Below are 25,890 nucleotides of genomic sequence, written 5' to 3'. Positions count from 1 at the left end.
GGCAAATCGGGTGCGTCCGGTCGTACCCCTCGCCGACCATGAGCGGTGTCCCGACCGACGAGGAGGCCCCGCCATGACCGCGCTGCCGCGCGCACTCGCGCCGCTGCGGCACCGGCACTACCGGCTGCTGGCGGCGTCCATGGCGCTGTCGCTGTTCAGCGCCGGGCTGTGGGCCGTCGCCGTGGTGTGGCAGGTGGTGGCCCTCGGCGGGGGCCCGGCCGCCCTCTCGCTGGTCACCGGCCTGTCCGCCGGCGGCATGCTGGCCAGCACCCTCGTCGGCGGCGTGCTCGCCGACCGGGTCCCGCAGTGGTACCTCCTGCTCGCGGTGGCCCTGGTCCAGGCGGGGGCCGTCGCCGTCGTCGCCGTCCTGTCGCTGGCCGGCGTCCTGACCCTGTGGCAGCTGGCGGCGGCCGCCCTGGCCGTGGGGCTGGCGATCGGGCTGTACTACCCCGCCTACTCGGCGCAGCTGCCCGCCCTCGTCCCGGAGGGGGACCTCCTGGCGGCCAACGGCTTGGAGGGCGCCGTCCGTCCGCTGCTGCAGAACGCCGCCGGCCCGGCCGCCGCCGGGTTCCTCGTCGCCGCGCTCTCGCCCGGCGTCGCGCTGGCCGCGACCGCGCTGGCCTCCCTGCTCGCCGCCGCGAACGTCGTCGCCCTGCCGGTCACGCCCGTCCGGCGGGAGCGTGCCGATGACGGCACGCCGGCGACCGGGGTGCTGACCGACCTGCGCGAGGGCTTCGCCTACATGGTGCGCACGCCCTGGCTGCTCGCGACGCTGCTGTTCGCGTCCCTGATGGTGCTGGCGCTGCTCGGGCCGCTCGAGGTCCTGGTCCCGTTCGCCATCCGCGACGCGGGCGGCGGGCCGACGCAGCACGCCTACGTCCTGGCCGCGTTCGGGGTGGGCGGGGCGATCGGCTCCCTCGTCGTCGCTTCGCTGCGGCTGCCCCGCCGGTACCTCACCGTGATGGTCGCGCTGTGGGGGCTGGGCTGCGTGCCGATGGTCGTCTTCGGCCTCTCCACGGACCTGGCGCTGATGATCGCGGCCGGCGCCCTGATCGGGGCGGCGTTCGAGGCCGGGACCGTCATCTGGGGCACCCTGCTCCAGCGACGGGTACCGCCGGCCCTGCTGGGGCGCGTCTCGAGCCTCGACTTCTTCGTCTCGCTCAGCCTCATGCCGCTGTCGATGGCGCTGGCCGGCCCGGTCAGCGAGCTGATCGGGTCCTCCGCGGTGTTCCTCGTGGCCGGGCTCGCACCTCCGCTCCTGGCGGCGGTGGCGGTCCTGGCGGCGCGGATGCCGGCCGACGAGATTGCGCACCCGCTCGACGCCGGGGCCGCGGCGCCGGCGCCGGGTGCGGCGCTCGACCGGGTCTGACCCCGGCCGGCTGCGCCTGCATCGTCCGCCGGCCGCTGCTTGGATGGAGCGACGGCGCCGGGACCTGCCCGGTGCGAGGAGGGAGCACCGTGGCCGAACTGACCCGTCCCGAGGTCGAGCCGCCCACCGGCCCGGCACCCGACGACCTCGTGATCGAGGACCTGGTGGTCGGCGACGGTCCGGAGGCGAAGGCCGGGGACCTGGTGAGCGCCCACTACGTCGGCGTCACGCACGAGGGTGGCGAGCAGTTCGACGCCTCGTGGGACCGCGGCGACCCGCTGGAGTTCCGGCTCGGCGTCGGCATGGTCATCCAGGGCTGGGACGAGGGCATGGCCGGGATGCGGGTCGGCGGTCGCCGCCGGCTGACCATCCCCCCGCACAAGGCCTACGGCGACCGCGGCGCCGGCGGCGTCATCCAGCCCGGTGCGACGCTGGTCTTCGTCGTCGACCTCGTCGGCGTGCGGTGACGTCCCGGTCCTCCTGACCGCGCCGGGTGACCCGGGTCGCCCGGCGCATGGCACCGGTCGCCGCGGGGCACCGCGCAGCCATGACGCAACCGGCCCCGACCACCCGGCACGCCCTCGGCGAGGAGGCGACCGAGGGGGACCCGGGCGGTGAGTCCACCGGCACCGTCGTGGTGGCCGGGCTGGCCAACCTCGGGATCGCGATCGCCAAGCTGGTCGGCGGTCTGGTCAGCCACTCCTCGGCGATGCTGTCCGAGGCCGCGCACTCGATGGCCGACACGATCACCGAGGTGCTGCTGTTCGTCGCGCTCAAGCGGGGGAACCGGGCTCCCGACGCCCGGCACCCGGTCGGCTACGGCCGGGAGACCTACTTCTGGGCCCTGCTCGCCTGCCTGGCCACCTTCACCCTCGGCGCGGGCTTCTCCTTCTACCAGGGCGTCACGACGATCCTCGAGGGCGAGGAGCAGGGTGACCCGCTGATCGCCTACGTCGTCCTGGGGGTCTCCTTCGTGCTCGAGGGCGCCTCCTGGCTCAAGGCCGTCCGGCAGGTGCGCAGCTCCGCCCGGGCGTGGGACACCACCCCGCGCCGCTACCTGGCCGAGACCAGTGACACGACCGTCAAGGCGGTCACCTTCGAGGACAGCGCCGCGCTCGTCGGCCTCGTGCTGGCCGCGCTCGGGCTGTTCCTCGAGCAGCTCACCGGGAACCCGGTGTGGGACGGCGTCGCGGCGATCGCCATCGGCGTGCTCCTGCTGCTGGTCGCCGGATCCCTCGCGCGGGCCAACGTCTCGCTGCTCATCGGCCGGTCGGTCTCACCGCGCATCCAGGACCAGCTGCGCGCCGAGATCGCCGGCCTGGACCAGGTGGTCGACGTCCCGTTCCTGCTGACCACGGTGATCGGCCCGGGCCAGCTGATCGTCTCGGCGAAGGTCGACTTCGCCGACGACGCCACCGTGGCCGACGTCGAGCGCGCCTCGGACGAGGCCGAGCGCCGGCTGGTCGCCCGCCATGCAGGCGTGCGCTACGTCTTCCTCGACCCCACGCCCGGCGACGGGCGGGCGCGCGCCGCCGCCCCCCGGCCCGGGAGCGGGCAGCCGCCGGAATGACGCGGCAGCTCCCGCGGTTGTCCGGCGACGTGCGCATCGAGGTGTGGTCCGACATCGTCTGCCCGTGGTGCTTCATCGGCAAGCGCCGGCTGGAGGCTGCCCTGGCACGGTTCCCGCACCGCGACCAGGTCGAGGTCGTGTGGCGCTCCTTCCAGCTCGACCCGGGCATCCCCGAGGGCGAGACGCACGCGACCCTGCCGGCGCTGGCGGAGAAGTACGGTCGCAGCGTCGAGGAGATGCGCGGCACGATGCGCCACGTCGAGGAGACCGCGGCCGCCGAGGGCCTGTCCTACGACCTGGCGGCGGGGGTCAGCGGCAACACCCTGCTGGCGCACGAGCTCATCCACCTGGCGGCCGAGCACGGGCTCCAGGGCGCGATGAAGGAGCGGCTGCTGTCGGCGCACTTCGAGGAGCGCCGGTCGGTGTTCGACGTCGACGGGCTCGTCCCGCTCGCCGTCGAGGTCGGCCTGGACGAGGCCGAGGTCCGCGCCGCGCTGGCCGACCACCGCCACCGGCACGCCGTCACCCAGGACGCCCGGACGGCGCAGGCGCTGGGCGCGACCGGCGTCCCCTTCTTCGTCGTCGACCGGACGTACGGCGCCGCGGGCGCGCAGCCGGCCGACCTGCTGCTGCAGCTGCTCGAGCGGGCCTGGGCCGACGCGCACCCGCTGCAGACCGTCCCGGCCGCCAAGAGCTGCGCCGACGACAGCTGCGCGGTCTGACGGCGGACCGTCAGCGCAGGAGCCGCGGGACGGCGCGCAGCGTCCGCTCGGCGTCCGCGGTCAACTCCCGGACGACGTCGGTCGCCGACCGTTCGCCGGTGACCAGCCCGACCGACTCGCCCGCGTAGAGCGGCGCGGCGTCGAGGTCGCCGCTGCGCCGTGCCTCGACCACTCGCCGGGCGGCATCGGGAGAGCCGGCCAGTTCCGCCTCCCGCCCGTGCCAGGTCCGGCTGAAGTCGTTGACCAGCGCCCGCCCGGGCCACCGCGCGGGCCAGGCCAGCCCCTGGGCGACGTCGAACGCCCGGGTCAGCACCGTCTCCTCTCCGGCGGCCGCGGTCACCCGGGCCCGGGCGGCAGGGGAGTTGAGCGCCTCCGGGCAGGCCAGCAGCGGCGTGCCGATCCACACACCGGCCGCCCCGGCGACCAGGGCGGCGGCCGTGCCGGCGCCGGTCGCGATCCCGCCGGCGGCGAGCACCGGGCGGTCGGTCAGGGTCAGCACCTCCTGCAGCAGCGGCAGCAGGGCGCGCTGCCCGGTGTGACCGCCGGCCTCGGTGCCCTGGGCGACCAGGACGTCGACGCCGGCCTCCTGGGCGCGGGTGACGTCGGCGACCGTGTTGACCTGCGCGGCGACGGCGATGCCCGCATCGTGCAGCGGGCCGACGGAGGGCGCCGGGTCCCCGAACGAGACCGACACGAGGGCGGGCCGGGCGGCGATCGTCGCGGCCAGGAGTTCCGGGCGGTCGGCGATCGCCCACGCCATCAGCCCGATCCCGAAGGGGACGTCGTCGTCCGCGGCCGCGATCGCGGCCTGCTCGGCGACGAACTCCGGTGCGGCGGCGTTGCCGACGCCGATCATCCCGAGGCCGCCACCGAGCGACACCGCCCTGGCCAGGGCCCCGCCGGCGACCCCGGCCATCGGGGCCCCGACGATCGGGGCGGTCAGGTCGAACCAGCGGGTCAGCGCGGTGGTGATCACCGGGCCATGGTCCGGTGTCAGGGGGTGCAGCGCAGCCCCGTCGTGCGCGGCGTCGCGCCCTCGGCCAGGGTGCGCACGGGTGCCTCTCGTGGTCGGTCCGCCGAGGCGGCCGCGGACGCGATCGCCACGGCGAACCGACGCCGGCACGCCCGCCCGCGCGGGCTGGGTCCCCGGCCGCGCGGGGCGGCCGGGTCCCGGGGGCGCCGGTGGGGCCTCAGCCCATCGCCGGGCCGCCCTGCTCGGTCCCGCTGAGCCGGCGCAGGAACTCGTGGCAACGCGCGGCGCGTGCCGAGTCCTGCTCCATGACCTCGCGGAAGAACGCCGCGATGTCGTCGAGTCCCGCGTTCTCCGCGTCCCGGACGTACTGCCCGTAGTCGTGCCCGGCCTTGAGCGAGTGGTACTGCACCGAGATGAGGTCGAAGCTCACGTCCTCGAAGCCGGTCTCTCCGGTGGCCATCCCAGTCCTCCTCGTCTGCGAACGGTGAGACCCCAGGACTTGCCAGACCGGCGCAGGTCGAAACGGACCGATCCGTCACGGCTGCGCTCAGTCCGGCGGCGCCTCGGAGAAGGCCCCGCCGGTGACGTCGCCGCCGCCGGCGTCGTCGGTCTCGGTGGCGCCGGCGGTCAGTTCCTCCTCGCCGGAGGTGGCGGCGTCGTCCTCCCCCGAGGCGAGGTCCTCGCCCTCGCCGTAGGCGCCGGGGTCGGCCTGCAGGGTCCGCGGGTCGTTGAGCGGGTCGGGGACGTCGGGGTCGGTGACGGTCATGACCGCCCCGTGCCCGGCGGCGTCACGAGCCAACCCCTGGCCGGACGTGTAACTGACGTGTTACACATTCCTGGTGGAGGCGCTCGCTGCGGTGGCAGACCCCACCCGGCGGCAGTTGCTCGACCTGCTCGCCCGGGGTGAGCTCGCGGCCGGTGAGCTGGCCGACCGGTTCCCGGTGAGCCGGCCCGCCATCAGCCGGCACCTGCGGGTGCTGCGCGAGGCGGGACTGGTGCACAGCCGGGTGGAGGGCCGCCGTCGTCTCTACGCACTCGACCCCCGCCCCCTGCGGGAGCTCGACGAGTGGCTGGAGCCCTACCGCGACCTGTGGGCGCGGCGGCTGGACGCACTGGACACCGAGATCGCCCGCGGCCGGCGGGCACGACGGACAGGAGACCCCGCATGACCGAGGACCTCGCCACCCGACGCGGAGTGGTGACGCGGCAGGACGACGGACGGCAGCGCCTGGAGTTCCGCCGCTCCTGGGCCGATCCCATCGAGGACGTCTGGGGGGCACTGACCGAGCCGGACCGGCTGGCTCGCTGGATCGGCCGTTACGACGGCGCCCGCGGTCCCGGCGGCACGGGGACCTTCTCCATGACGCACGAGGAGGGCGAGCAGACCGGTGAGCCGATGACGATCGTCGAGTGCGACCCACCCCGGCGGCTGGTGGTCGAGTGGACGCAGCAGGAGACCGAGGACTGGCGGGTCGACCTCGACCTGTGGCGCGAGGGCGGCCGCACCCACCTCAGCTTCGTCCAGGTCTTCCCCGCCGGTGCCGACGTCACGGACTTCGCGATGGGCTGGCACTGGTACCTGGACAAGTTCGGCGCCGAGCTGGGCGGCCCGGCGCCGACGGGGGACTGGGAGGCGTTCGTCGCCGCGGTCGGCCCCGCCTACGGCCGCGGGGACGGGTGAGTCACGGCCGTCCCAGGACGGCCATGGCGACCGACCCGGCGAGTCCCACCGCCACGATGGGGGTCTCGACCGGGTCGAAGCCGCCGGGTGTCAGCCGCCGCCGGCAGAGGCGTTCGGCGAGGTAGCCGCCGACCATCCCGGTGCCGAGCAGGCGGAGTACCTGGCGAGCCGGCTGGTGCGGCCCGGCTGCCAGCCGTGCGATTGCCCAGGCCTGCGGGCCGAGCATGTAGACGGGCGCGCTGAACGCGGTGCCGAACCACAGCGAGTCGCGGGCGACGGAGTCCGGACTGCCGGTCATGAAGGGCACGTCGTAGTGCCGCCGCCGCAGCAGCGCCACGACCTGGCCGGCCAGACCGGCCGCGAGCTGGACGCCGGAGACGGCGACGAGCGCCGATCGGTGCGACATGGAGATGCACCGTAGGACGTCCGCCCCCGCCGCGGGACCCGTCTCGGCGCCCCGAGGGTGGAGGGCAGCCGCGGGGCGCCGGCGCAGGAGGCGACGGGGAGGTGTCCACCAGGCGTCTCCGGCCTGCCGACCAGACGTCCTAGACGTAACGTCTCTCACGGTTACAGGGGTGTGTCGGCGCTTGTACGCTGACCCGACCCGGGATCCGCGGCGCACTGCGCCGAGGCGGTCCCGGCCGCAGCTGAGCAGGACCTGCACCGACGCCGGCGACCCGCCCGGCGTACCCAGAGGATGGAGACGCCGTGACTTCCGTGGCCACCCCCGGTCTCGAGAACGCCCCCACCACGCACGCCCGGCTCCTCGCCTGGGTGCGGGAGATGGCCGAGCTGACCACCCCCGAGCGCGTCGTGTGGGTGGACGGGAGCGACGAGGAGTGGGAGCGGCTCACGCAGCAACTGGTCGACGCCGGCACGTTCACGCGGCTGGAGAAGAAGCCCAACTCGTTCTGGTGTGCCTCCGACCCCAGTGACGTCGCGCGCGTCGAGGACCGGACCTTCATCTGCTCGGTCGACGAGGCCGACGCGGGGCCGACCAACAACTGGATGGCCCCCGACGAGATGAAGTCGATCATGACCGAGCTGTACCGGGGGTGCATGCGCGGCCGGACGATGTACGTCATCCCGTTCTGCATGGGCCCGGTCGAGGCCGAGGACCCCATGTTCGGCGTCGAGCTCACCGACTCCGAGTACGTGGTGGTCTCCATGCGGGTCATGGCCCGCATCGGCACGTACGTGCTCGAGGCGATGGGGGAGGACCGGGCGTTCGTGCCGGCCATGCACTCCCTCGGTGCTCCGCTGGAGCCCGGCCAGCAGGACGTGCCCTGGCCCTGCAGCACGACCAAGTACATCACCCACTTCCCGGAGGAGCGGGCCATCTGGTCCTACGGCTCCGGCTACGGCGGCAACGCCCTGCTCGGCAAGAAGGCCTACTCGCTGCGGATCGCCTCGGTGATGGCCCGCGACGAGGGCTGGCTCGCCGAGCACATGCTGATCCTCAAGCTGACCAGCCCGCAGCAGAAGACCTACTACGTCGCCGGCGCCTTCCCGTCGGCCTGTGGCAAGACCAACCTCGCGATGCTCGAGCCGACCATCCCCGGCTGGAAGGTCGAGACGATCGGCGACGACATCGCGTGGATGCGCTTCGGCGAGGACGGCCGGCTCTACGCCATCAACCCCGAGTACGGCCTGTTCGGCGTGGCCCCCGGCACCGGGTTCGACACCAACCCGAACGCCATGCGGACGATCGCGAAGGGCAACTCGGTCTTCACCAACGTCGCCCTGACCGACGACGGTGACGTCTGGTGGGAGGGGATGACCGACGAGACGCCGGCCCACCTCACCGACTGGAAGGGCCGGGACTGGACGCCGGAGTCCGGCGAGCTCTCCAGCCACCCGAACAGCCGCTTCTGCACGCCGATCACCCAGTGCCCGATCCTGGCGCCGGAGTACGAGGACCCGAAGGGGGTCCCGATCTCGGCGATCCTGTTCGGCGGCCGCCGCAAGACGACCATCCCGCTGGTCAGCGAGGCCCGGGACTGGAACCACGGCGTGTTCATGGGCGCGACGCTCTCCTCGGAGACCACCGCCGCCGCCACCGGCGCCGTCGGCGTCGTCCGCCGCGACCCCTTCGCCATGCTGCCGTTCATCGGCTACAACGCCGGGGACTACTTCGGCCACTGGGTGGACACCGGCAAGCAGGCCGACTCCACCAAGCTGCCGCGGATCTTCTACGTCAACTGGTTCCGCCGGGACGACGACGGCGGCTTCCTGTGGCCGGGCTTCGGTGAGAACAGCCGGGTCCTCAAGTGGGTCGTCGAGCGCCTGGAGGGCACCGCGGCCGCCGTCGAGACGCCGGTCGGTCACGTGCCGACGCCGGACTCGCTGGACCTCTCCGGGCTCGGCATGACGACCGAGCAGGTGGAGAAGGCCCTCGCCGTCGACAAGGACGAGTGGCGCGCCGAGGTCCCGCAGATCACCGAGTGGTTCGAGAAGTTCGGCGACAAGCTGCCCAGCACGATGTGGGACGAGCTGGAGATCCTCAAGCACCGGCTCGCCTGAAGAAGGACCCCGTCCCCCTCACCCCTCGCGAGCTCGGGGCGAGCCTCGGGACGGGGCAGGAGCGAGGCCCCGCGCTGGTCCCTGGAGACCGGTGTGGGGCCTCGTTGCGTGCGCGGCGAGGGCGGTCAGGCGACCCGCGCGCCCGGACGGCCCGGCCGACAGGTGTCGGTTAGCGTGACGGGGAGCGACTTCCAGCCCGACACCGTCCGTTCCCTCGACGACAGGCTTCCCGCCCGTGCCCAATCCCTACCTGCACGTGCTGCGCACCCCGCACACGCTGCCCATGGTGCTGGCCGCCTTCATCGGCCGGCTGCCGCTGTCCATGGTGGGCCTGGGTTCGGTGCTCCTCATCGCCTCGGAGACCGGCTCGTACGGGCTGGGCGGGGCCGTGGCCGCCACCGGCGCGGTCACCACGGCGTTCGCCGGTCCGCTGATCGGGCGCTGGGCCGACACCCACGGCCAGCGGCGCACGCTGCTCCCGGTGGTGGCCGTGTTCGTCGTCGCCGGCTGCGTGTTCCTCCCCGCGGTGAAGCAGGACTGGCCGCTGTGGATCGTCTTCGTCTCGGCGGGGATCGCCGGCGCGTGCATCCCGCCGGTGTCCTCGATGATCCGGGTCCGCTGGACCCACCTGCTGCGGGGCACGCACCGGTTGCCGACGGCGCTGGCCATGGAGTCCGTCGTCGACGAGTTCGTCTTCATCGTCGGCCCGGTGCTCGTCACCTTCCTGTCCACCACCGGGCACGCCACCTCCGGCGTGGTCACCGCGTTCACCCTCGCCGTCATCGGCAGCCTGCTGTTCGCCGCCCAGGGCCGCACCGAGCCGCCGCCGCACGGCCACGCGGCCCGGACCGGCCCCTCGGCGATCCGCAGCGCCGGCATCCGGGTGCTCTTCGTCGTGGGGGCCGCCGTCGGCGCCATCCTGGGCACGCTGGAGATCGGGCTGGTCGCCTTCGCCGACGAGGTGGGCGCCATGTCCCTGTCGGGGGTTCTCATCGCCGCCCTCGCGGTGGGCTCGATGGCCAGCGGCATCGGCTGGGGGACGGTGCACTGGCGGCGCCCGCTGCGGCACCGCCTCGCCGTCGTCCTGGTCCTCATGACCGTGCTGAGCATCCCGCTGCTGGTGGTCGAGAGCATCTGGGTGATGATCCCGTTCGTGGTCGTCGCCGGGGTCGCGGTCTCGCCGTCGCTGATCAGCTCCTTCACCCTCGCCGAGCTGCTCGTGCCGCGCTCGGCCACCACCGAGGCCTTCACCTGGATCGGCACCGCGCTCGGGCTCGGGGTCGCCATCGGCGCGTCGGTCGCCGGCAAGGTCGTCGACGTGGTGGGGGCCAACGCCTCCTTCCTCGTGGCGACCGTCGCCGCAGGGGTGGCCGCCGTCGCCGTCATCGCCGGCCAGCGGCTGCTGCACGTCCCGGCCGAGCACGCCGCCGAGCCGGTGATGGCCCGATGAGCACCGGCCGGCCCGAGGGGGCCCGCACCGTCGACGAGCTGCTGGCCGAGGCGCGCGGCCGGATCGACCGGGTCACCCCGGAGGAGGCCGCGGCGCGGATGGCGAGCGGCGCGGTGCTGGTGGACACCCGCCCGGTGTCCCAGCGGCGTGCCGACGGCGAGGTACCCGGCGCGCTCGTCGTGGAGCGCAACCACCTGGAGTGGCGGTTCGACCCCGCCAGCGACGCCAAGCTGCCCGAGGCGACCGGGTACGACGTCGAGGTCATCGTCCTGTGCAACGAGGGCTACTCCTCCAGCCTCGCCGCGGACTCCCTGCGCGCCCTCGGCCTGCACCGGGCCAGCGACGTGGTCGGCGGCTACCAGGCCTGGGCCGCGGCCGGGCTGCCCACCACGCAGGAGTGAGCGCGCGCGGCCGCCCCGCCGCCGGCGGCGGGCGCCTGCTGCGCGTGGCCCCCGATCGGCTGGGCCGCTGGCTGGACGGCGTCGCCGACCGGCACGGCGCCTTCGCCCAGGTCCACCGGACGGACGACGGAGCCGTGGCGATCACCTGCGCGGACACCACGGACCTCACCCTGCGGGCGCCGTTCGGCTGGCGCCCGGGACCGGCCCTGCTGACGACCTTCACCGCCGCCGCGCGCCGTCCCCACCGCGCCGCCGTGCTGCTGGTCCGGCGCGGGCGCTGGGCGGTCGGCGTCTTCGACGGCGACGACCTGGTCGTCTCCAAGGTCGACGCCCGGCTGGTGCAGGGCCGCACCGCGGCGGGTGGCTGGAGCCAGCAGCGGTACGCCCGCCGGCGTGGCCACCAGACCGACGCGGTGGTGGACGCGGCTGCCGACACCGCCGTCCGGGTGGTGCTGCCGCACGTCGACGGCCTCGAGGCACTGTTCACCGGCGGTGACCGTGGCCTGGTCGACGACGTCCTCGCCGATCCGCGGCTGGCCCCGCTCGCCGCGCTCCGCGCCGAGCCCGCGCTGGAGGTGGGCGAACCGACCAAGGCCGTGCTGCTCGAGACGCCGCAGCAGTTCCGCGCCGTGCTGGTCCACATCACCGAACCCGGCGAGCGGCGCGACTGACCGGTCAGCTCACCGCCGATGTCGGTCGACGCGGCGTCCGCCCGCGAGTAGCGTCCTCCGACCGTGTCTCTCCCCGCCGAGTCCGAGACCGCCGATCCCGTCCTCCTCGCCGAGCGCGCCCATCTCGCCCGCGCGGCCGACTGCCTGGCGCAGATGCGCACCGCCGCCGCCGCCCTGACCGACGCCGGAGTCGACGGCTGGGCCGCGGAACGGCTCGGGGCCGCGCGTGCCGAGCGGTTGCGCGCGCTGGCCGCCGACCCGGGGGTGCCGGCGTTCTTCGGCCGCACCGACACCGGCGCGCCCGACGGCGGCACCGAGACCTTCCACATCGGCCGCCGGCACGTGCGCGACGACTCCGGCACCCCGGTCGTCATCGACTGGCGGGCTCCGATGAGCCGGCCGTTCTACCGGGCCAGCGCCGCCGATCCGCAGGGCCTGGTGCGGCGGCGCCGGTTCGGTTTCGCCGGCGGCGAGCTCACCGGCTACGAGGACGAGCTGCTGGGCGCCGGCGCCGGGACGGCGGACAGCCGCCTCCTGCTCGCCGAGATCGAGCGCCCGCGCAGCGGGCCGATGCGCGACATCGTGGCCACCATCCAGCCCGAGCAGGACGAGATCGTGCGGGCGCCACTGGCCGAGTCGGTCTGCGTCCAGGGGGCGCCGGGCACGGGCAAGACCGCGGTCGGCCTGCACCGCGCCGCCTACCTGCTCTACAGCCACGCCGGGCAGCTGGCTCGGTCCGGCGTCCTCGTGGTCGGCCCGAACCGGGCGTTCCTGCGCTACATCGAGCAGGTGCTGCCCACCCTCGGCGAGGTCGACGTGGACCAGACGACGGTGGCCGACCTGACCGCGCGAGTGCCGGTGCGGGCGGTCGACCCGCCGGCGGTCGCCGTCCTCAAGGGCGACGCGCGGATGGCACAGGTGCTGCACCGGGCGCTGTGGGGAGCGGTGGCCAAGCCCACCGACTCGGTGCAGGTGCCCCTGGCCGGGCGCCGCTACCGGGTACCGGTCGAGCGGCTCAAGCGGACCGTCGACGACCTGCGCCGGCGTGGCCGCGCCGGGGAGGACCAGCAGGTGCTGCACTACGCCGCCGGGCGGGAGCGGCTGGCGATGAGCCTGGCCGAGGACGCCCGCCGGCAGAAGGAGGAGGCCGGCGGCAGCCCCACCGACGCCGAGACGCGGCGGGCCGCCCGCAGCCCCGAGGTGCGGGCCTTCTGCGACGCCGTCTGGCCGGCCCGCGACGCCGCCGGACTGGTGCACACCCTGCTCACCGATCCGGCCGAGCTGGCGCGGGCGGCCCGCGGCCTGCTGTCCGACGACGAGCAGGCGCTCCTGCTGCGCGCGCCCGGACCGCTGCGCCGCGCGCCGTGGACGGCCGCGGACGCGGTGCTGGTCGACGAGACCGCCGGCCTGGTCGAGCGCACCGGCGGTTACGGGCACGTGGTGCTCGACGAGGCCCAGGACCTCTCGCCGATGGAGTGCCGCGCGGTGGCCCGCCGGCTGGCCACCGGCTCGCTGACCGTGCTCGGCGACCTCGCGCAGGCCACCAGCCCGTGGGCGGCCGCCGACTGGGGCCGCACACTCGCCGGCCTGGGCCGGCCGGACACCGTCGTCCGGCCGCTCACCCGTGGCTACCGGGTCCCGGGCGAGGTGCTCGACTACGCCAACCGGCTGCTGCCGCTGATCGCGCCGGGGCTGCACGCCGCGACGGCGGTGCGCCGGGGGCCGGGGTCGCTGCGGGTGCGGCCGGTCGCCGAGCTCACCGGTGCGCTGGTCGACGTGGTGCGCGAGCTGACGGCCGTGCCGGGGTCGATCGGTGTGGTCGGCCCGGACGCCGCGGTCGACGACCTGACGGCGGCCCTCGTCGCGGCCGGCCGGCCCGCGGCCGTGCTCGGGGAGGACGGCGAGGCGGCCCCGGTGGCCGTCGTCCCGGCGTCGCTGGCGAAGGGGCTGGAGTTCGACGCCGTGATCGTCGTCGACCCCGCCGCGATCGTGGCCGCCGAGCCGCGCGGGTTGCACCGGCTCTACGTCGTCCTCACCCGGGCGGTGAGCACGCTGGTCGTGCTGCACCGCGGTGACCTGCCGGGCGTGCTCGTGGAGTGACGGGAGGTGCACGCTTCGGCGCCGGCCAGGTGCCGGTACGGCGCGGGTGGTTGTGGACGCCGCCGATTCCTGTTGCAGTGGGCAATCCACGGAGGGAGATCAATGGACCGGCGCACCGACGGCCGGGCCGGCACGCTGCTCAAGCTGGCCGCGACCGTCCTGGCGGCAGGGGCACTGGTCGCGGCACTCCTCTTCCCGTGGGTGGGCGGCCCGGCCATCGCCGCGCAGCAGTCCACCGGCCTGCTCGGGGACCTGCCCACCGAGCTCACCATCGACACCCCGCCGGCCAACACCGTGCTCCTGGCGGCGAACGGTGAGCCGATCACCTGGTTCTACGACGAGAACCGGGCCCCCGTGCCGCACGACCAGATCGCCGAGGTCATGAAGCACGCGATGGTGGCCATCGAGGACGCCCGCTTCTACGACCACCACGGTCTCGACGTCCAGGGCACCATGCGCGCGCTGGTGACCAACCTGGCCGCCGGCGGCGTGCAGGAGGGCGGCTCCACGCTGACCCAGCAGCTGGTCAAGCAGACCCTGCTGCAGACCGCCGAGACCCCCGAGGAGCGCCGCGCGGCCACCGAGCAGACGGTCGGCCGCAAGCTCCGGGAGGCGCGGGTCGCGCTGGCGCTCGAGGACGCCTACTCCAAGGACGAGATCCTCACCCGCTACCTCAACATCGTGTACTTCGGGCAGAACTCCTACGGCGTGCAGCCGGCCGCCCGCGCCTTCTTCGGGATAGACGCCGCCGCGCTCACGCTCCCGCAGGCCGCCCTGCTCGCCGGGCTGGCGCAGAGCCCCACCTCCGACGACCCGTTCACCAACCCCGAGGCCGCCACCGAGCGCCGCAACGAGGTCCTCTCCCGGATGGCCGAGCAGGGTTACGTCAGCGCGGAGGAGGCCGCCCAGGCGCAGGCCGCCCCGCTCGGCCTGGCCCCTGGCCCCGCACCCCGCCGCGGCTGCGTCGAGGCCACCGTCGGGGCGTTCGTCTGCGACTTCGTCCAGCGGTACCTCATCCAGGACCTGGGACTGAGCCAGGAGGACCTCGAGAACAACGGCTACGTCATCCAGACGACCCTCGACGTCGACCTGCAGCGCGCCGGCGACGCGGCCGTCCTCAACACGCTGCCGATGGGCGACTCGCTGGCCGGCATGTTCAGCGCGGTGGAGCCGGGCACCGGCCACCTGCTGGCGCTGTCGGTCAACCGGGTCTTCGGCTACGACCCCAACGACCCGGCGCAGGAGTCGTTCAACCTCAACGTCGCGCCCAGCCAGGGCTCGGGGTCGACCTACAAGGTGTTCGTCGCCGCCGCCGCGCTGGCCCGGGGGTACTCGAGCTTCTACACGCTGACCACGTCGGACCCGTACGTGTCCCGGGTGTACCGCGACGGCAGCCGGCCCTACGACGTGGAGAACGCCGGCACCTACCGCTCGACGCTGGACCTGACGACGGCGCTGTACCAGTCGTCCAACACCTACTTCCTCGGCCTGGAGGACGCCCTCGGCAGTGTCGAGGAGCCGGTGCGGATGGCCGAGCGGATGGGCCTGTTCCAGTTCAACGACCCGGAGCTGCCCCAGCGGGTCATCGACGAGAACCGGGGCTCGTTCACCTTCGGCCCCGAGCCCACCAGCCCGCTCGGCCTGGCCAGCGCCTACTCGACGCTGGCGGCGAGCGGCACCCAGTGCGACGTCGTCCCGGTGACCGCCGTCCTCGACCAGCACGGGGAGCCCGCCGTCGGCGGCGACGGCGAGCCGCTGGCCGTCGGCGACCGCTGCACGCCCGAGGCGATCCCCCCGGGCGTGGCGACCACGCTCAACCAGATGCTGCGCAAGGACGTCGAGCCCGGCAGTCCGGGGCAGACCGGCTCGCGGGCCTACGTGCGCGGCCACCAGATCGCCGGCAAGACGGGGACGTCGCAGGACAACTTCTCGGTGGCGTTCGTCGGGTACACCCCCGAGATCACCGCGAGCGTCATGGTGCTCAACCCCAAGCGGAACGAGGACGTCGGTGGCTTCGGCGGCGGCAAGGGCGCCACCATCTGGCGCGACGCCATGGCCCCGATCCTCGAGAACCGCCCGATGGTGCCCTTCCCGCCCGCCGACGCGGTGGTGGAGAACGGCAACACCCGGCCGGTGCCGGGCTGCTCCTCGGTGCGCGGGTGCGAGTCCGCCCTCCGGGACGCCGGATTCGAGCCGGTCACCGCCCGCGTGGACAGCGCCCGCCCGGCCGGGGTGCTGCTGGGCACCAGCCCGCCCCGCGGTGGCCGCGCCGTGCAGGGGCAGCGGGTCTCCATCCTGGTGAGCAACGGCGCCGACTTCGTGCCACCGGCGCCCCGCCCGCAACCAGCCCCCGAGGCACCGCCTCAGCCGGACCCCGGCACCCCCGCACCCGGGCCGGGGGCACCGCCGCCTCCAGCACCGGAGGCACCGGAGCCCCCGCCGGTCGCGCCGGCCGAGGAACCCCAGCCGCCGCCCCCGGGTGAGGGCGAGGGCGAGGGCGAGGGCGGCTGACCGGAGCGCAGCCGCTGGTCGAGGGCCTGGGTGAGCAGCCAGCCGCCGATCACCACCAGGTGCAGCAGGAACAGCCACAAGCTGATGGCCACGACCGCCCCGACGACGGTCAGCCCGCCGAAGGGCGCTCCCAGCGCCAGGGGCAGGGACAGGAACAGCACGAACCCCTGCAGGAAGCCGGACAGGCAGGCGGCGGTGAACAGCGCGCCCGACACCAGGGCCGGCCAGCGCAGCCGGTCCGCGGCGATCACGCCGAAGCCCCACAGCAGCGGCACGGTGAGGGCGAACAGCACCGAGTAGAAGCCGACCGCCAGGCTGCCCACCACGGCGCCGCGCTCGGTCAGGTCGGCCATGGCCGACGCGGCCAGCAGCAGCGGGTAGAGGAGCAGCGGGGTGGCCAGCACCAGCGGCAGGGCCAGCAACCGGCCGCGCCACCCGGTGAGGGTGTCCTGCCGCGTGGTGAAGCGCAGCAGCGCCCGCCGCAGTCCCTCGCCGTAGAAGGACATCGGCAGCAGGGCCAGCACGAAGCCGAGCACGTCCAGCCCGATCCCGGCCTCGGCCAGGGCGCGCAACGCCTCGGGTGCCCCCAGCTGCGGCGGCAGCAGGTCGCCCAGTCGGCCGCTGAGCTCCCGCACGGTGCCCGGGGAGGTGAGCAGTGCGGTCAGTGAGAAGGCCACCAGCAGCAGCGGGACGACGGCGATGCCGGCGTAGAAGGTGAGCCCGGCGGCGATGAGTGCCAGGTCCCGGCCGCGCAGCCGGGCACCGGCTCCCCGGAGCAGGCCGCGCGCCTCGCTGCGCAGTCGTCCGGGTCGGCGGCTCAGGGCCGGTCCAGGAGCTGCCGGGCCGCCGCGTGACCACCCAGGCCGCTGACCGCCCCACCGCGCACCGTGCCGCCCGAGGACGCCGCGACGACCCGCGGGTGCGCCGTCGCGACCCCCCAGGTCCCCACGTCCTCCGGCGTCGCGGCGACCGGCCAGCACAGGTCGCCGTGGAAGATGTGGCCGCCGGGCATCGCCAGTGAGGCCTCGACGTCCAGCGGCGAGGACGCCTGCAGGCAGGGCTCGCCGTGGGCGTCGCGGGCCAGGCAGTCCAGCAGTGGCTCCTCGAGGTGCTCGTCGAGCTGGGCGACCACCCGCCGCACCGCCTCACGTCGCGTGCCGACCGGGTCGGCGCGGAAGAGCCCCGCGGGGGTGTGCAGGCCGAAGAGGGTCAGCGTGTGGCGGCCCGCCGCCCGCTCGGCGGGCCCCAGCACCGACGGGTCGGACAGCGAGTGGCAGTAGACCTCGAACGGGATGACGTCGGGCAGCCGGCCGGCCCGCGCCTGGGCGTGCGCGTCGTCGATCTGGCCGGCGGCCTCGTCGACGTGGAACGTGCCGGCGAAGGCCACCGCCGGATCCACGCCCGAGCGCAGCCGCGGCAGGCGGGCCAGCACCATGTTGACCTTGAGCTGCGCGCCGTCCGCCGAGGGCCGTGGAGCCGTCCCGGTCAGCCGGTCCAGCACGGCCGGCGCCGCGCCGCAGACCACGTGCCCGGCGTCCACCGCCCGCTCGGTGCCGTCGTCGTCGGTCCAGTGCACCGTCACGCCGTCGGCGCGCGGCTCCAGGGCGGTCACCGTGGCGCGGGTCTGCAGCTCGGCGCCCGCGCTGCGGGCCGCGGCGGCCATGGCCCCGGTGACCGCGCCCATCCCGCCGACGGGCACCCGCCACTGGCCGGTGCCGTTGCCGACCAGGTGGTAGAGGAAGCACCGCCCGGCGAGGCCGTCGTCGGCGTGCACGTCGGCGAACGTGCCGATCAGACCGTCGGTGAGCGCGACGCCGCGGACGACGTCGTGGGTCAGTTCGTCGGCCACCACGTCGGCCAGCGGCCGTTCCCGCAGGTCCTGCCACAGCTCCGGCTCGCGCAGCCGGGCGGCCAGCTCCCCCGGGGAGAGCAGCGGCTCGGTGAGGGTGGGCGCGAGGTCCTCGGCGAGCGTCGAGAGCCGGCCGTAGAAGCGGCGCCAGCCGGCCAGCTCGGCGTCGGACCCGGTCAGCGCGCGGAAGGACGCCGCGGTGGCCGGTCCCTCGTCCCGCTCCACCAGCAGGCCGGGACCGCCGGCGACGGCGGTGTAGGACGCCACCGCCCGGTCGGCCAGGGTGACCTGCAGGTCGAGGTCGGCGACGATCCGGTCGGGCAGCAGGCTCACCAGGTACGAGTACGCGGACAGCCGCACGTCGACGCCCGCGAACACCTGCTGGCTGACCGCGGCGCCACCCACCTGCTCGAGCCGCTCGAGCACGAGTACCGACCAGCCCGCCCGGGCGAGGTAGGCCGCGGCCACCAACCCGTTGTGCCCGGCTCCGACGACGACCGCGTCGTACCCGCGTTGCGCATCCACCGGCGGACGGTATCCGGGCCGGTCAGCCGTCCGTGCCGGGACCGTCCTCGGAGTCCTCGCACTCCTCGGCGCGGGAGGCCTCGGCGGTGCCGCAGCCCTCCTCGCCGCGGTCGACGTCGCTGTTGTCCCCGCAGGCGGCGAGTGGACCGGCCAGGAACCCGGCGATGGCGAGCACGACGACGGGGCGCTTGAGATCCATGAGCCCCCGATGCCCATCGCCCCTCGTCGTGAACCCCACCCGCCGCAGCCGTCACGCCCGTCGCAGGAGGACGCCGAGGTGCAGTGGAAGTCCACCAAATCACATCTGGGTAATTGTCACGGCCGGGTCACTCCCCTTACGGTGAGTACGTCCAACGGGGCGCTCCGTCACCAGCCTGGGTGACACCTCGTAGACGCCGCCGAACCGGCTCCCTCCTCCCCGGGGGTGTCGGACCGGGGACCCACCGCAGCACTGGGGTGAAGCGCAGCCGGCCTCCGGGCCGCCGCGCCGGGCGACTTCCCGTCCGAATCCGTCAGCTAACCCGGTAGGCGGCCGTGGAAGGAACGGAGTGTCGCCGCCCCATGGCGTCCCCTCGCACCGCAGGCCTGCCCTCCCGTCGCGCGCCGTGGCGCCGGGCCGCCGTCGTCCTCGCCGGCGCCCTCGGCGTCGCGCTGCTCCCGGTCACGCTCCTGCCGGTGTCCGCCGGCGCCGAGGAGCCGGCCACCGCCCAGGAGGCCGCGACCCTCGTCGCCGCCCGCGGGCACGCCCTCGAGGTCGTCACCGAGGAGTTCCTGGAGGCCCGCGAGGGGCTCGCCGCACAGCAGGCCGCCGCCCAGGCCGCCGCGGCCGCCGTGGCCGAGGCCCGGGCTGCCGTCGCCGGCGCGCAGGAACACGTGCGCGGCATCGCCCGCAGCGCCTTCACCGGCGACAGCATGGGCTCGCTCCAGGCGCTCATGACCAGTGGTTCGGCCGACGAGTTCGTGAACCGGATCTCCCTGCTGCAGACCGTCGCCGGGCACCAGAACGGAGTGCTCGGGGAGGCCGTCGCCGCAGGCGACGTCGCCGCCCAGGCGCAGGTCGTGGCGGACGAGGCGGCGGCCGCGGCCCAGGAGCTGTACGACTCCGTCGCCGCCCAGCAGGCCGCCCTCGAGGCCGAGATCGCCGCCTACCAGGCCGACTACGCCCGGCTCAGCGCGAGCGAGCGGCGGGCCGCGCTGGACGCCGCGGCGGCCGCGCACGGCGCCGGCGACGAGCGCGCCAGCCGTGCCGAGCGGGCCGAGCCGGCGCCCGCCGCCCCGGTCGTCGCGGACGGCGGGGCGGCCCAGGCGGCCGTCACCGCCGCCATGGGGCAGCGGGGCAAGCCCTACGTGTGGGCGGCCTCGGGGCCGGGCTCCTTCGACTGCTCCGGCCTGACGCAGTACGCCTTCAAGGCGGCCGGCATCGCGCTGCCGCACTCGAGCCGGATGCAGGCCCAGATGGGCCAGGCCGTGTCCCGCGCCGATCTGCGGCCCGGTGACCTGGTCTTCTTCTACAGCCCGGTCAGCCACGTGGGCATCTACATCGGCAACGGCCAGATGGTGCACGCGCCGACGTCCGGGGACGTCGTCAAGGTGGCGAGCATCGACTCGATGGGCGGCTACAGCGGGGCCCGCCGCCTCGCCGCCTGAGAGAGGCCTCCCGCCTGCGGGGCTTGCGTGCCGGGGCATTTGTGTGAACACTGCTCTCTACACGTATCGATGCTCGCAGTGCGGGAGGACGTCATGACCCAGGCGTGGCAGTGGGCATGGGCGGGCGTGGCCTTCGTCGCCGAGCTGGGCGCGCTGGCCGCCCTGGGGTACTGGGGCGCCGTGACGGGCGGGACGTCGGCCGTCCGGTGGGCCCTGGCCCTGGGCGTGCCACTGGCCGCGGCGGTGCTCTGGGGCCTGTTCGCCGCCCCCCGGGCCGCCGTCGGGGTCCCCGCGCTGGCCCTGGTCACCCAGGTCGTCGTCTTCGGCGCCGCTGCCGCGGCACTGCTGGCCACCGGGCACCCCCGGCTGGCCGTCGTCCTGACCGTCGCGGCGCTGCTGGGCACCGTGCTCTCGGGTCCGCTGACCGGCCCGGCGCCGGCCGCCCCGGTCACCGCGGCGACGGCCCGCTGACCTGCTGCAGCAGCCCCCACACGAACCGCGCGCGCACGCCACCCGGGAGATCCACGTCCCAGCGGGTGACCACCCCGGGGTCGACGCTGCGCGCGCCGGGCAGACCCATCACGTCGCCGAGCACGTGCTCCCACACCAGCAGCGCGCCCGCTCCCGCTGGTGGCACCGGGGACCCGGGCGTCCGCGCCAGGTGCTCGTGCAGCACCGACCCGCCCGGGCCCGAGAGCACCTCCCAGTACAGGTGCGGCCACAGCGGCAGGGGCCAGCGGCGGATCTGGACGTCGAGGTCCCCGACGCGGCGGTCCTCCACCTCGTCGGGCGGACCGAGGACGGCGCTGCGCAGGGCGAGCCCGCGCGGGGCCCGGCGCGCGTGCTGCAGCGCCTGCCAGCGGGTGTGCGCGGCGTGCGCCTCGGCCCGGGAAGCGTCCAGCCGGGGCAGGGCCTCGGTGACCAGGTCCGGTCGCAGATCGGCCATCCGCCGCAGCAGGACGAGGCAGAACTCCCGCCGCGCCAGTCCCCGCACGCCCGGGGAGCCTGCCAGCATCCCCCGGTGCTCATCCCACCGGTCACCGCGGCAGCGATCATGGACGGGTCGGTCACGCTGGCCTTCCGCCGATGGGACCGGCCGCGCATGCGCGCCGGCAGCACCCAGCGCACGGTGGCCGGGGTGGTCGAGGTCGTCGACGTCACCGAGGTGGACCCCGCCCACATCACCGAGGACGACGCCGCGGCCGCCGGCGTCCCCTCGCGGGACCGGCTGCTCCGGCTGCTCGACCGCCGGCCGGGCGCACACGTCTACCGGATGCGGGTCCGCGCCGCCGGCGCCGACCCGCGGATCGCGCTGCGCGAGCAGGCGGCGCTCACCCCGGAGGAGCGCGCTGCGATCGACGCCCGGCTGGACCGGTGGGACGCCGCGCGCGCCGCCGGGCCGTGGACGCGCACGGTGCTGGACCTCGTCGCCGAGCGTCCCGGCGTCCGCGCGCCGGACCTGGCCGCGCTGCTGGGCCGGGAGACGCTGCCGTTCAAGCGGGACGTCCGCCGGCTCAAGGAACTCGGGCTGACCCGCAGTCTCGCCGTCGGGTACGAGCTGTCCCCGAGGGGCTGGGCCTACCGGGGCCGGCCCGTCGGGGAGGATGGGGGGCGATGAACGCCCGTGCCGTCGCCCTCGTCTTCCGTGCCGTCGCCCTCGCCGAGGCCTGCTCCTGGGTGGCCCTGCTGTTCGGCATGTTCGTGAAGTGGGTCCTCGGGACCTCCGAACGCGGGGTGCAGATCTTCGGGCCGGTCCACGGCGGGGTCTTCGTCGCCTACGTGCTGGTCGCCCTTGTCGCCGCCCGCGTGCTCCGCTGGGACGCGCGCGCCACGCTGCTGGCGCTCGCGGCCTCGATCCCGCCGCTGGTCACCCTGTGGTTCGACCGCTGGGCCACCCGCACCGGCCGGCTGCCCCTGCCCGAGCCGGCGCCGACCTCCTGACGGTCGGCGCCTCGCTAGGTTCGCGTCCATGCCCGACGCCGTCCTGCCCTCCACCGCCCGCACCCTGCTCGCCCGCGCCGCGCGGGTGCAGCGGGACGGCCGGGCGCTCAGCCTCGTCGCCGGTGTGGTGCGGAGCGACGGGCTGGTCTGGTCGGCCGGCCGGGGTGCCGTGGCCGAGCCGCACACCGACGTCCAGTACCGGCTGGGGTCGATCAGCAAGACGGTGACCGCCGTCGCCGTGCTGCGGCTGCGCGACGAGGGCCTGCTGCGCCTCGACGACCCGCTGGACCGGCACCTCCGCGGCACACCGATGGGCGACCGCACCGTCGGCCAGCTGCTGTCCCACCTCGGCGGCGCCGCCGCGGAGAGTCCGGGCGGCTGGTGGGAGCGGGTGCCCGGAGGCACGCTGGCCGACCTGGGGCTGGCCGAGGAGCACGTCGTCCTCGGCTCCGCCCGCCGGTTCCACTACTCCAACCTCGGCTTCGGCCTGCTCGGCGAGCTGGTCGCGCGGGCGCGCGGGCGGGCCTGGGAGGACGTCGTCCGCAGCGAGGTGCTCGAGCCGCTCGGCATGACCCGGACGACGCCGCGTCCCGTCGCCCCCGCGGCTGAGGGCCACGCGGTGCACCCGTGGGCCGACGTCGTCCTGCCCGAGCCGGAACACGACGCGGGCGTGATGGCCGCGGCCGGTCAGCTGTGGTCGACGCTGGCCGACCTCGGCCGGTTCGCCGTCTTCCTGCTCGGGGACACCGGCGACGTGCTCGACCCGGCGACCCTGGAGGAGATGGCCGTGCCGGCCGGCGTGGACTCCTCCGCACCGGGCTGGGCGGCCTACGGGCTGGGCCTGCAGGTCGTGCGCATGGACGGCCGCACGCTCATCGGCCACGGCGGCTCGATGCCCGGTTTCCTGGCCGGCGTCTTCGTCGACCGGGACGAGGCCGCGGGCGCGGTGTCGCTGGCCAACACCACCAGCGGTCCCGAGCCGGTCGTCTTCGGCCTGCTGGCCGACCTCCGGGCCGCCGAGCCGCGGATCGTCGAACCGTGGGCGCCGTCGCCGCCGCCGGTCTCCCTCGACGTCCTCGGGACCTGGTTCTGGGGGCCGGCGCCCCACCTGCTGCGCGCGCTGCCCAAGGGCCTGCTGCACCTGGGCCCGCTGCCCGGCCGCGCCGGGCGGGCCAGCCGGTTCGCGGCCCGGGACGACGGCACGTGGGTGGGCCTGGACGGGTACTACGCCGGGGAGCCGCTGCGGATCGCCCACGACCACCTGGACGTGGGCACGTTCGTGTTCACCCGCAGCCCCTACGACCCCGACGCGCCGGTGCCCGGCGGGGTGGACGAGCGCGGTTGGGCACACTGAGCCCCTGAGGACGCGTCGTCAGGGCGACGGGTACAGGCCCGCGGCGTAGGCGGGGCCGTAGTGGGCCTCCAGGTCTGCCAGGGTCTCGGTGGGGCGCTCCAGTGCCTGCGCGATCCGGGCACGGGACGGGACGTCCGCGGCGCCCCAGGTCGACGGGTCCCACAGCTGCGAGCGGAGGAACGCCTTGGCGCAGTGGAAGAAGACCTGCTCGACCCCCACGACCATCGCCAGCACGGGCCGGTGCCCGCGCACCAGCATCCGGTCGAGCAGGGGGCCGTCGCGGACGAGGCGGGCGCGCCCGTTGATCCGCAGCGTGTCCCCGCGTCCGGGGATGAGGTACAGCAGCCCGACGTGCGGGTTGGCCAGGATGTTGAGGTAGCCGTCCGCGCGGCGGTTGCCCGCGCGTTCGGGCAGCGCGATGGTCGTGTCGTCCAGGACCACGGTGGACCCGGGCGGGTCCCCCTTCGGCGAGACGTCGCAGCTGCCGTCGGCGGCACTGGTGGCCACGAGGCAGAGCGGGGAGGCGGCCAGCCACTGCCGGTCGATCTCGCCGAGCGTCCGCCGCTCCTTGCCGGCGGCCGCCGGGGTCGGCGCGCCGAGCAGCTCCCGCAGTTCCGCCTCCGTCGTGACCTCGTCCACGGCCCGCAGTCTGCCGGGTGGCCCGTCAGCGGTCGAAGGCGTCCATCGTCGTCTTCACGACGGCGCCGTAGGCCAGATGCGGCACCACGTCGCTCACCCAGTCGGTGGCCGACCAGGTTCGCGGGTCGGTGATGCCGAGAGCGGTCATCGGCCCGTTGGCGGCGACCAGGACGCCGGCGGTGGTGAGCGCGATGCCGACCAGCGGCTGGGAGCGGAAGCCCGCCGCGCGGGCCAGCCCGACGAGGACGCCGACGCCCACCCCGGCCACCAGACCGGTGAGCGGCCCGAGCCCCTGCACCCGGTTCTGCCGCGTCTCCTCGTCGCCGGGGATGGACACGTGCGCCTTCTCCGCGAGCCGCTCCACCGTCTGCTCGGGGGTCGAACTCGTGCCGCGGCCCCGGACGGTCATGTCCACGTAGGTCACGGCGTTCAGCGCGGTGCTGCCCGCGGCCCCGGCGGCCGCACCGCGGAGCGCCCAGCCCAGCACGCTGATGCCGCGCCGTCCCTTGCCGACCGTCCCCACGGGGGTGCGCTTCGCCATGGTCAGCGCCGGTACCCGGGTGCACGGTGGGCACACCCGGGCGCTCGGCGCCGCCGCAGCTCACCGGTGACGGCCAGCGCGGCGACGGTGAGGGTGGCGACGACGGCGCCGACCCACACGGCCCATCCGGACGGCCCGCCGACGAGGTCGGTCCCGACCGCACCGGGGCCGGGTTCCTCGGGTCCCCGGCCGGTCGCCGCCGCCACCTCGGACGTCAGATCCGCTGCAAGTCGCGCCGTCCCCCCGCAGAGCCCGGCCGCCAGCTGGCCGGTGGGCAGGTCCGGTGCCGTGGTGGCGAAGACCAGGAACGGGCCGTCCCCGTCGAGCTCGAGCCCGCAGCTGGCGCCCGAAGCGGCCGACACCACTCCCTGCTCCGAGGCCGCCGTCCCCTTCCACACGGTCTCGACGGCGAACACGTGCAGCGCCGGATCGCTGCTGCTCGACCCGCCGGCGACCTCCCGGGAGAGCAGCCGGCCGCTGAAGACGACGTCGGCGCGCTCCACGTGCTCCGCCGTCGTCCCGCCGACGCAGCTGCACGCCGACGCCGCCGGAGCCCAGACCCAGCCGGCGAGCAGCAGCACGCAGGCGGCGAGCAGGCAGGTCGTCGTCCGGCGCACCTGCGGAGCATCCCGCGTCCGGGCGCCGGGCGACCAGTGGCGCGGGCACGTCGCATCGCCGAGGCTGGCCGCGTGGACGACGTCGACACGCGGCTGGAGACGGCGATCGACGCGCTGCTCGCCGACCGGCGGGACGGCGCCTCGATCTGCCCGTCCGAGGCCGCGCGGGCCGTGTCGTCCGAGGGCTGGCGCGAGCTGATGCCCGCCGCGCGGGCCGCCGCCGGCCGGCTGGCCGCCGCCGGCGCGGTCGAGGTGACCCAGCGCGGCGAGGTCGTCGACGTCACCACCGCCCGCGGCCCCGTGCGCGTGCGCCGGCCCCGCGGGTCCGGGCGACCGCTCGGCTGAACGGTCCGGCTGCGCGGAGCGCAGCGAACCTGGCGACGTGCCCGCCGCCGGCGTCGTGCGTCAGGCGGCGGCGAGTGGGCCGGGGTGGGTGTGGATCTGGGTGCCGTCGGGGCGCCAGGTGCGCCATCGGCCGTCGGGTCGTCGTTCGATCCGGTACCCGTGGTGGACCTGGGTGTGGTGGCGTTCGCAGAGCAGCGCGGAGTTGTCCAGGCTGGTGGTGCCGCCGTTGATCCACTCCAGCAGGTGGTGGACGTCGCACCAGTGGGTGGGGGCGTTGCAGCCGGTGAACACGCAGTGCCGGTCGCGGTGCTCGACGGCGCGGCGCAGGTGGGGTGGCACGACGCGGGCGGTGCGGCCGACGTCCAGCGGCAGCCCGTCGGGGTCCAGGACGAGGCGGGTGAGGGTGGCGTCGCAGGCCAGCCAGCGGGCGCGGGCGGCGGACAGGGTGGCCCCGAACCCGG

29 protein-coding genes, 1 pseudogene and 1 riboswitch are annotated in these 25,890 nt (G+C 75.4%); of the genes and pseudogenes, 18 read left to right on the top strand and 12 right to left on the bottom strand.

The window, feature by feature from the left end:
• Nucleotides 1-73 precede the first annotated feature (73 nt).
• The 4 genes from GCU56_RS16955 to GCU56_RS16940 all read left to right on the top strand — a co-directional run bounded on the left by GCU56_RS16955 (nucleotide 74) and on the right by GCU56_RS16940 (nucleotide 3,661).
• Nucleotides 74-1,369: an MFS transporter gene (locus GCU56_RS16955; protein ID WP_163482924.1), complete on the top strand. Its 1,296-nt coding sequence runs from the start codon at nucleotides 74-76 to the stop codon at nucleotides 1,367-1,369.
• An 89-nt stretch (nucleotides 1,370-1,458) separates the two neighbouring features.
• On the top strand, nucleotides 1,459-1,836 hold the full coding sequence (locus tag GCU56_RS16950) for an FKBP-type peptidyl-prolyl cis-trans isomerase (protein WP_163482923.1): 378 nt from the start codon (nucleotides 1,459-1,461) through the stop codon (nucleotides 1,834-1,836).
• 80 nt (nucleotides 1,837-1,916) lie between these two features.
• Complete coding sequence (locus GCU56_RS16945) at nucleotides 1,917-2,939, top strand: cation diffusion facilitator family transporter (RefSeq protein ID WP_163482922.1); 1,023 nt, start codon at nucleotides 1,917-1,919, stop codon at nucleotides 2,937-2,939.
• Nucleotides 2,936-3,661 carry a DsbA family oxidoreductase gene (locus GCU56_RS16940; protein WP_204332284.1) on the top strand — a complete coding sequence of 242 codons (726 nt, stop codon included), beginning with the start codon at nucleotides 2,936-2,938 and terminating at the stop codon, nucleotides 3,659-3,661. The genes GCU56_RS16945 and GCU56_RS16940 overlap by 4 nt, the downstream gene beginning before the upstream one ends.
• 10 nt (nucleotides 3,662-3,671) lie before the next feature.
• On the opposite strand, the gene GCU56_RS16935 is transcribed toward GCU56_RS16940, so the two are convergent.
• From GCU56_RS16935 to GCU56_RS16925, 3 genes are all read right to left on the bottom strand, one after another.
• Nucleotides 3,672-4,637: a nitronate monooxygenase gene (locus GCU56_RS16935; protein ID WP_163482921.1), complete on the bottom strand. Its 966-nt coding sequence runs from the start codon at nucleotides 4,635-4,637 to the stop codon at nucleotides 3,672-3,674.
• A 214-nt stretch (nucleotides 4,638-4,851) separates the two neighbouring features.
• Nucleotides 4,852-5,094 carry an acyl carrier protein gene (locus GCU56_RS16930; RefSeq protein WP_163482920.1) on the bottom strand — a complete coding sequence of 81 codons (243 nt, stop codon included), beginning with the start codon at nucleotides 5,092-5,094 and terminating at the stop codon, nucleotides 4,852-4,854.
• Nucleotides 5,095-5,181: 87 nt separating this feature from the next.
• Nucleotides 5,182-5,400, bottom strand: coding sequence for a hypothetical protein (locus GCU56_RS16925; RefSeq protein ID WP_163482919.1), 219 nt, complete (start codon nucleotides 5,398-5,400; stop codon nucleotides 5,182-5,184).
• Between the two features lie 73 nt (nucleotides 5,401-5,473).
• Here GCU56_RS16925 and GCU56_RS16920 point away from each other — a divergent pair, with 73 nt between their 5' ends.
• Together GCU56_RS16920 and GCU56_RS16915 are read left to right on the top strand one after the other, a co-directional pair.
• Complete coding sequence (locus GCU56_RS16920; protein WP_163482918.1) at nucleotides 5,474-5,803, top strand: metalloregulator ArsR/SmtB family transcription factor; 330 nt, start codon at nucleotides 5,474-5,476, stop codon at nucleotides 5,801-5,803.
• Nucleotides 5,800-6,315 carry an SRPBCC domain-containing protein gene (locus tag GCU56_RS16915; protein ID WP_163482917.1) on the top strand — a complete coding sequence of 172 codons (516 nt, stop codon included), beginning with the start codon at nucleotides 5,800-5,802 and terminating at the stop codon, nucleotides 6,313-6,315. The genes GCU56_RS16920 and GCU56_RS16915 overlap by 4 nt, the downstream gene beginning before the upstream one ends.
• 1 nt (nucleotide 6,316) lies before the next feature.
• On the opposite strand, the gene GCU56_RS16910 is transcribed toward GCU56_RS16915, so the two are convergent.
• On the bottom strand, nucleotides 6,317-6,721 hold the full coding sequence (locus GCU56_RS16910; RefSeq protein ID WP_163482916.1) for a hypothetical protein: 405 nt from the start codon (nucleotides 6,719-6,721) through the stop codon (nucleotides 6,317-6,319).
• Between the two features lie 302 nt (nucleotides 6,722-7,023).
• Here GCU56_RS16910 and GCU56_RS16905 point away from each other — a divergent pair, with 302 nt between their 5' ends.
• The 6 genes from GCU56_RS16905 (at nucleotide 7,024) to GCU56_RS16880 (ending at nucleotide 15,971) form a co-directional block, all read left to right on the top strand.
• On the top strand, nucleotides 7,024-8,838 hold the full coding sequence (locus GCU56_RS16905) for a phosphoenolpyruvate carboxykinase (GTP) (RefSeq protein ID WP_163482915.1): 1,815 nt from the start codon (nucleotides 7,024-7,026) through the stop codon (nucleotides 8,836-8,838).
• Nucleotides 8,839-9,073: 235 nt separating this feature from the next.
• Nucleotides 9,074-10,288, top strand: a complete 1,215-nt coding sequence (locus GCU56_RS16900) for an MFS transporter (protein WP_163482914.1) — start codon at nucleotides 9,074-9,076, stop codon at nucleotides 10,286-10,288.
• Complete coding sequence (locus GCU56_RS16895; protein ID WP_163482913.1) at nucleotides 10,285-10,689, top strand: rhodanese-like domain-containing protein; 405 nt, start codon at nucleotides 10,285-10,287, stop codon at nucleotides 10,687-10,689. The genes GCU56_RS16900 and GCU56_RS16895 overlap by 4 nt, the downstream gene beginning before the upstream one ends.
• Nucleotides 10,686-11,360: an acVLRF1 family peptidyl-tRNA hydrolase gene (locus tag GCU56_RS16890; RefSeq protein WP_345771889.1), complete on the top strand. Its 675-nt coding sequence runs from the start codon at nucleotides 10,686-10,688 to the stop codon at nucleotides 11,358-11,360. The genes GCU56_RS16895 and GCU56_RS16890 overlap by 4 nt, the downstream gene beginning before the upstream one ends.
• Before the next feature lie 63 nt (nucleotides 11,361-11,423).
• Nucleotides 11,424-13,460 (top strand): AAA family ATPase, encoded by a 2,037-nt coding sequence (locus GCU56_RS16885; RefSeq protein WP_163482912.1) that lies wholly within the window; start codon nucleotides 11,424-11,426, stop codon nucleotides 13,458-13,460.
• 102 nt (nucleotides 13,461-13,562) lie between these two features.
• Entirely contained in the window at nucleotides 13,563-15,971 is a 2,409-nt protein-coding gene (locus tag GCU56_RS16880; RefSeq protein WP_204332283.1) for a transglycosylase domain-containing protein, read from the top strand.
• A 23-nt stretch (nucleotides 15,972-15,994) separates the two neighbouring features.
• Here GCU56_RS16880 and GCU56_RS24120 read toward each other — a convergent pair.
• From GCU56_RS24120 to GCU56_RS16865, 3 genes and pseudogenes are all read right to left on the bottom strand, one after another.
• Nucleotides 15,995-16,711, bottom strand: a pseudogene (locus tag GCU56_RS24120) (YhjD/YihY/BrkB family envelope integrity protein); the annotation flags it as partial.
• 77 nt (nucleotides 16,712-16,788) lie between these two features.
• Nucleotides 16,789-18,345 carry an FAD-dependent oxidoreductase gene (locus GCU56_RS16870; RefSeq protein ID WP_163482911.1) on the bottom strand — a complete coding sequence of 519 codons (1,557 nt, stop codon included), beginning with the start codon at nucleotides 18,343-18,345 and terminating at the stop codon, nucleotides 16,789-16,791.
• Nucleotides 18,346-18,367: 22 nt separating this feature from the next.
• Nucleotides 18,368-18,544, bottom strand: coding sequence for a hypothetical protein (locus GCU56_RS16865; RefSeq protein ID WP_163482910.1), 177 nt, complete (start codon nucleotides 18,542-18,544; stop codon nucleotides 18,368-18,370).
• A gap of 187 nt (nucleotides 18,545-18,731) precedes the next feature.
• Nucleotides 18,732-18,891: riboswitch (cyclic di-AMP (ydaO/yuaA leader) on the top strand.
• 15 nt (nucleotides 18,892-18,906) lie between these two features.
• Here GCU56_RS16865 and GCU56_RS24720 point away from each other — a divergent pair.
• Nucleotides 18,907-19,992 carry a C40 family peptidase gene (locus tag GCU56_RS24720; RefSeq protein ID WP_163482909.1) on the top strand — a complete coding sequence of 362 codons (1,086 nt, stop codon included), beginning with the start codon at nucleotides 18,907-18,909 and terminating at the stop codon, nucleotides 19,990-19,992.
• 69 nt (nucleotides 19,993-20,061) lie between these two features.
• Nucleotides 20,062-20,463 carry a YrdB family protein gene (locus GCU56_RS16855; RefSeq protein ID WP_204332282.1) on the top strand — a complete coding sequence of 134 codons (402 nt, stop codon included), beginning with the start codon at nucleotides 20,062-20,064 and terminating at the stop codon, nucleotides 20,461-20,463.
• Here the strand turns inward: GCU56_RS16855 and GCU56_RS16850 are convergent.
• The gene (locus tag GCU56_RS16850; protein WP_163482908.1) at nucleotides 20,441-20,986 is read right to left on the bottom strand and encodes a hypothetical protein; all 546 of its coding nucleotides are present in this window, start codon (nucleotides 20,984-20,986) and stop codon (nucleotides 20,441-20,443) included. The two genes, GCU56_RS16855 and GCU56_RS16850, sit on opposite strands and share 23 nt — an antisense overlap.
• Nucleotides 20,987-21,013: 27 nt before the next feature.
• On the opposite strand from GCU56_RS16850, the gene GCU56_RS16845 reads away from it, so the two are divergent.
• From GCU56_RS16845 to GCU56_RS16835, 3 genes are read left to right on the top strand one after another with little or no spacing between them, the layout of a single operon-like run.
• Nucleotides 21,014-21,610: a hypothetical protein gene (locus tag GCU56_RS16845; RefSeq protein WP_163482907.1), complete on the top strand. Its 597-nt coding sequence runs from the start codon at nucleotides 21,014-21,016 to the stop codon at nucleotides 21,608-21,610.
• Nucleotides 21,607-21,933: a DUF3817 domain-containing protein gene (locus GCU56_RS16840; RefSeq protein ID WP_163482906.1), complete on the top strand. Its 327-nt coding sequence runs from the start codon at nucleotides 21,607-21,609 to the stop codon at nucleotides 21,931-21,933. The genes GCU56_RS16845 and GCU56_RS16840 overlap by 4 nt, the downstream gene beginning before the upstream one ends.
• A 28-nt stretch (nucleotides 21,934-21,961) precedes the next feature.
• Nucleotides 21,962-23,287: a serine hydrolase domain-containing protein gene (locus GCU56_RS16835; protein WP_163482905.1), complete on the top strand. Its 1,326-nt coding sequence runs from the start codon at nucleotides 21,962-21,964 to the stop codon at nucleotides 23,285-23,287.
• An 18-nt stretch (nucleotides 23,288-23,305) separates the two neighbouring features.
• Here GCU56_RS16835 and GCU56_RS16830 read toward each other — a convergent pair whose 3' ends face one another.
• From GCU56_RS16830 to GCU56_RS16820, 3 genes are read right to left on the bottom strand one after another with little or no spacing between them, the layout of a single operon-like run.
• A complete protein-coding gene (locus tag GCU56_RS16830; protein ID WP_163482904.1) occupies nucleotides 23,306-23,926 on the bottom strand; it encodes an MSMEG_1061 family FMN-dependent PPOX-type flavoprotein in 621 nt (206 codons plus the stop codon).
• Nucleotides 23,927-23,951: 25 nt separating this feature from the next.
• Nucleotides 23,952-24,467, bottom strand: a complete 516-nt coding sequence (locus GCU56_RS16825; RefSeq protein WP_204332281.1) for a hypothetical protein — start codon at nucleotides 24,465-24,467, stop codon at nucleotides 23,952-23,954.
• 2 nt (nucleotides 24,468-24,469) lie between these two features.
• Complete coding sequence (locus tag GCU56_RS16820) at nucleotides 24,470-25,084, bottom strand: hypothetical protein (protein WP_163482903.1); 615 nt, start codon at nucleotides 25,082-25,084, stop codon at nucleotides 24,470-24,472.
• A 72-nt stretch (nucleotides 25,085-25,156) separates the two neighbouring features.
• Between GCU56_RS16820 and GCU56_RS16815 the strand changes: the two genes are divergently transcribed.
• Entirely contained in the window at nucleotides 25,157-25,429 is a 273-nt protein-coding gene (locus tag GCU56_RS16815; protein ID WP_163482902.1) for a DUF3253 domain-containing protein, read from the top strand.
• Nucleotides 25,430-25,489: 60 nt separating this feature from the next.
• On the opposite strand, the gene GCU56_RS16810 is transcribed toward GCU56_RS16815, so the two are convergent.
• Nucleotides 25,490-25,890 (bottom strand): HNH endonuclease (locus GCU56_RS16810; protein ID WP_163482901.1); only part of this gene is annotated, 401 nt, incomplete at its 5' end.

The sequence above is a fragment of the Geodermatophilus sabuli genome (genome assembly GCF_010686765.1).
GTDB classification, from domain to species: domain Bacteria; phylum Actinomycetota; class Actinomycetes; order Mycobacteriales; family Geodermatophilaceae; genus Geodermatophilus; species Geodermatophilus sabuli_A.
The sequence above is the reverse complement of the archived record's forward strand: the minus strand, read 5'-3'. Positions and strand labels throughout refer to the sequence as shown.

What these genes read in the sequence shown, in the direction of transcription:
- GCU56_RS16925 (WP_163482919.1), bottom strand. Translation starts at nt 5,400, where the DNA reads ATGACCGTCACCGACCCCGACGTCCCCGACCCGCTCAACGACCCGCGG.
- GCU56_RS16940 (WP_204332284.1), top strand. Translation starts at nt 2,936, where the DNA reads ATGACGCGGCAGCTCCCGCGGTTGTCCGGCGACGTGCGCATCGAGGTG.
- GCU56_RS16855 (WP_204332282.1), top strand. Translation starts at nt 20,062, where the DNA reads ATGCTCGCAGTGCGGGAGGACGTCATGACCCAGGCGTGGCAGTGGGCA.
- GCU56_RS16955 (WP_163482924.1), top strand. Translation starts at nt 74, where the DNA reads ATGACCGCGCTGCCGCGCGCACTCGCGCCGCTGCGGCACCGGCACTAC.
- GCU56_RS16865 (WP_163482910.1), bottom strand. Translation starts at nt 18,544, where the DNA reads ATGGATCTCAAGCGCCCCGTCGTCGTGCTCGCCATCGCCGGGTTCCTG.
- GCU56_RS16910 (WP_163482916.1), bottom strand. Translation starts at nt 6,721, where the DNA reads ATGTCGCACCGATCGGCGCTCGTCGCCGTCTCCGGCGTCCAGCTCGCG.
- GCU56_RS16840 (WP_163482906.1), top strand. Translation starts at nt 21,607, where the DNA reads ATGAACGCCCGTGCCGTCGCCCTCGTCTTCCGTGCCGTCGCCCTCGCC.
- GCU56_RS16880 (WP_204332283.1), top strand. Translation starts at nt 13,563, where the DNA reads ATGGACCGGCGCACCGACGGCCGGGCCGGCACGCTGCTCAAGCTGGCC.
- GCU56_RS16915 (WP_163482917.1), top strand. Translation starts at nt 5,800, where the DNA reads ATGACCGAGGACCTCGCCACCCGACGCGGAGTGGTGACGCGGCAGGAC.
- GCU56_RS16835 (WP_163482905.1), top strand. Translation starts at nt 21,962, where the DNA reads ATGCCCGACGCCGTCCTGCCCTCCACCGCCCGCACCCTGCTCGCCCGC.
- GCU56_RS24720 (WP_163482909.1), top strand. Translation starts at nt 18,907, where the DNA reads ATGGCGTCCCCTCGCACCGCAGGCCTGCCCTCCCGTCGCGCGCCGTGG.
- GCU56_RS16945 (WP_163482922.1), top strand. Translation starts at nt 1,917, where the DNA reads ATGACGCAACCGGCCCCGACCACCCGGCACGCCCTCGGCGAGGAGGCG.
- GCU56_RS16825 (WP_204332281.1), bottom strand. Translation starts at nt 24,467, where the DNA reads ATGGCGAAGCGCACCCCCGTGGGGACGGTCGGCAAGGGACGGCGCGGC.
- GCU56_RS16895 (WP_163482913.1), top strand. Translation starts at nt 10,285, where the DNA reads ATGAGCACCGGCCGGCCCGAGGGGGCCCGCACCGTCGACGAGCTGCTG.
- GCU56_RS16930 (WP_163482920.1), bottom strand. Translation starts at nt 5,094, where the DNA reads ATGGCCACCGGAGAGACCGGCTTCGAGGACGTGAGCTTCGACCTCATC.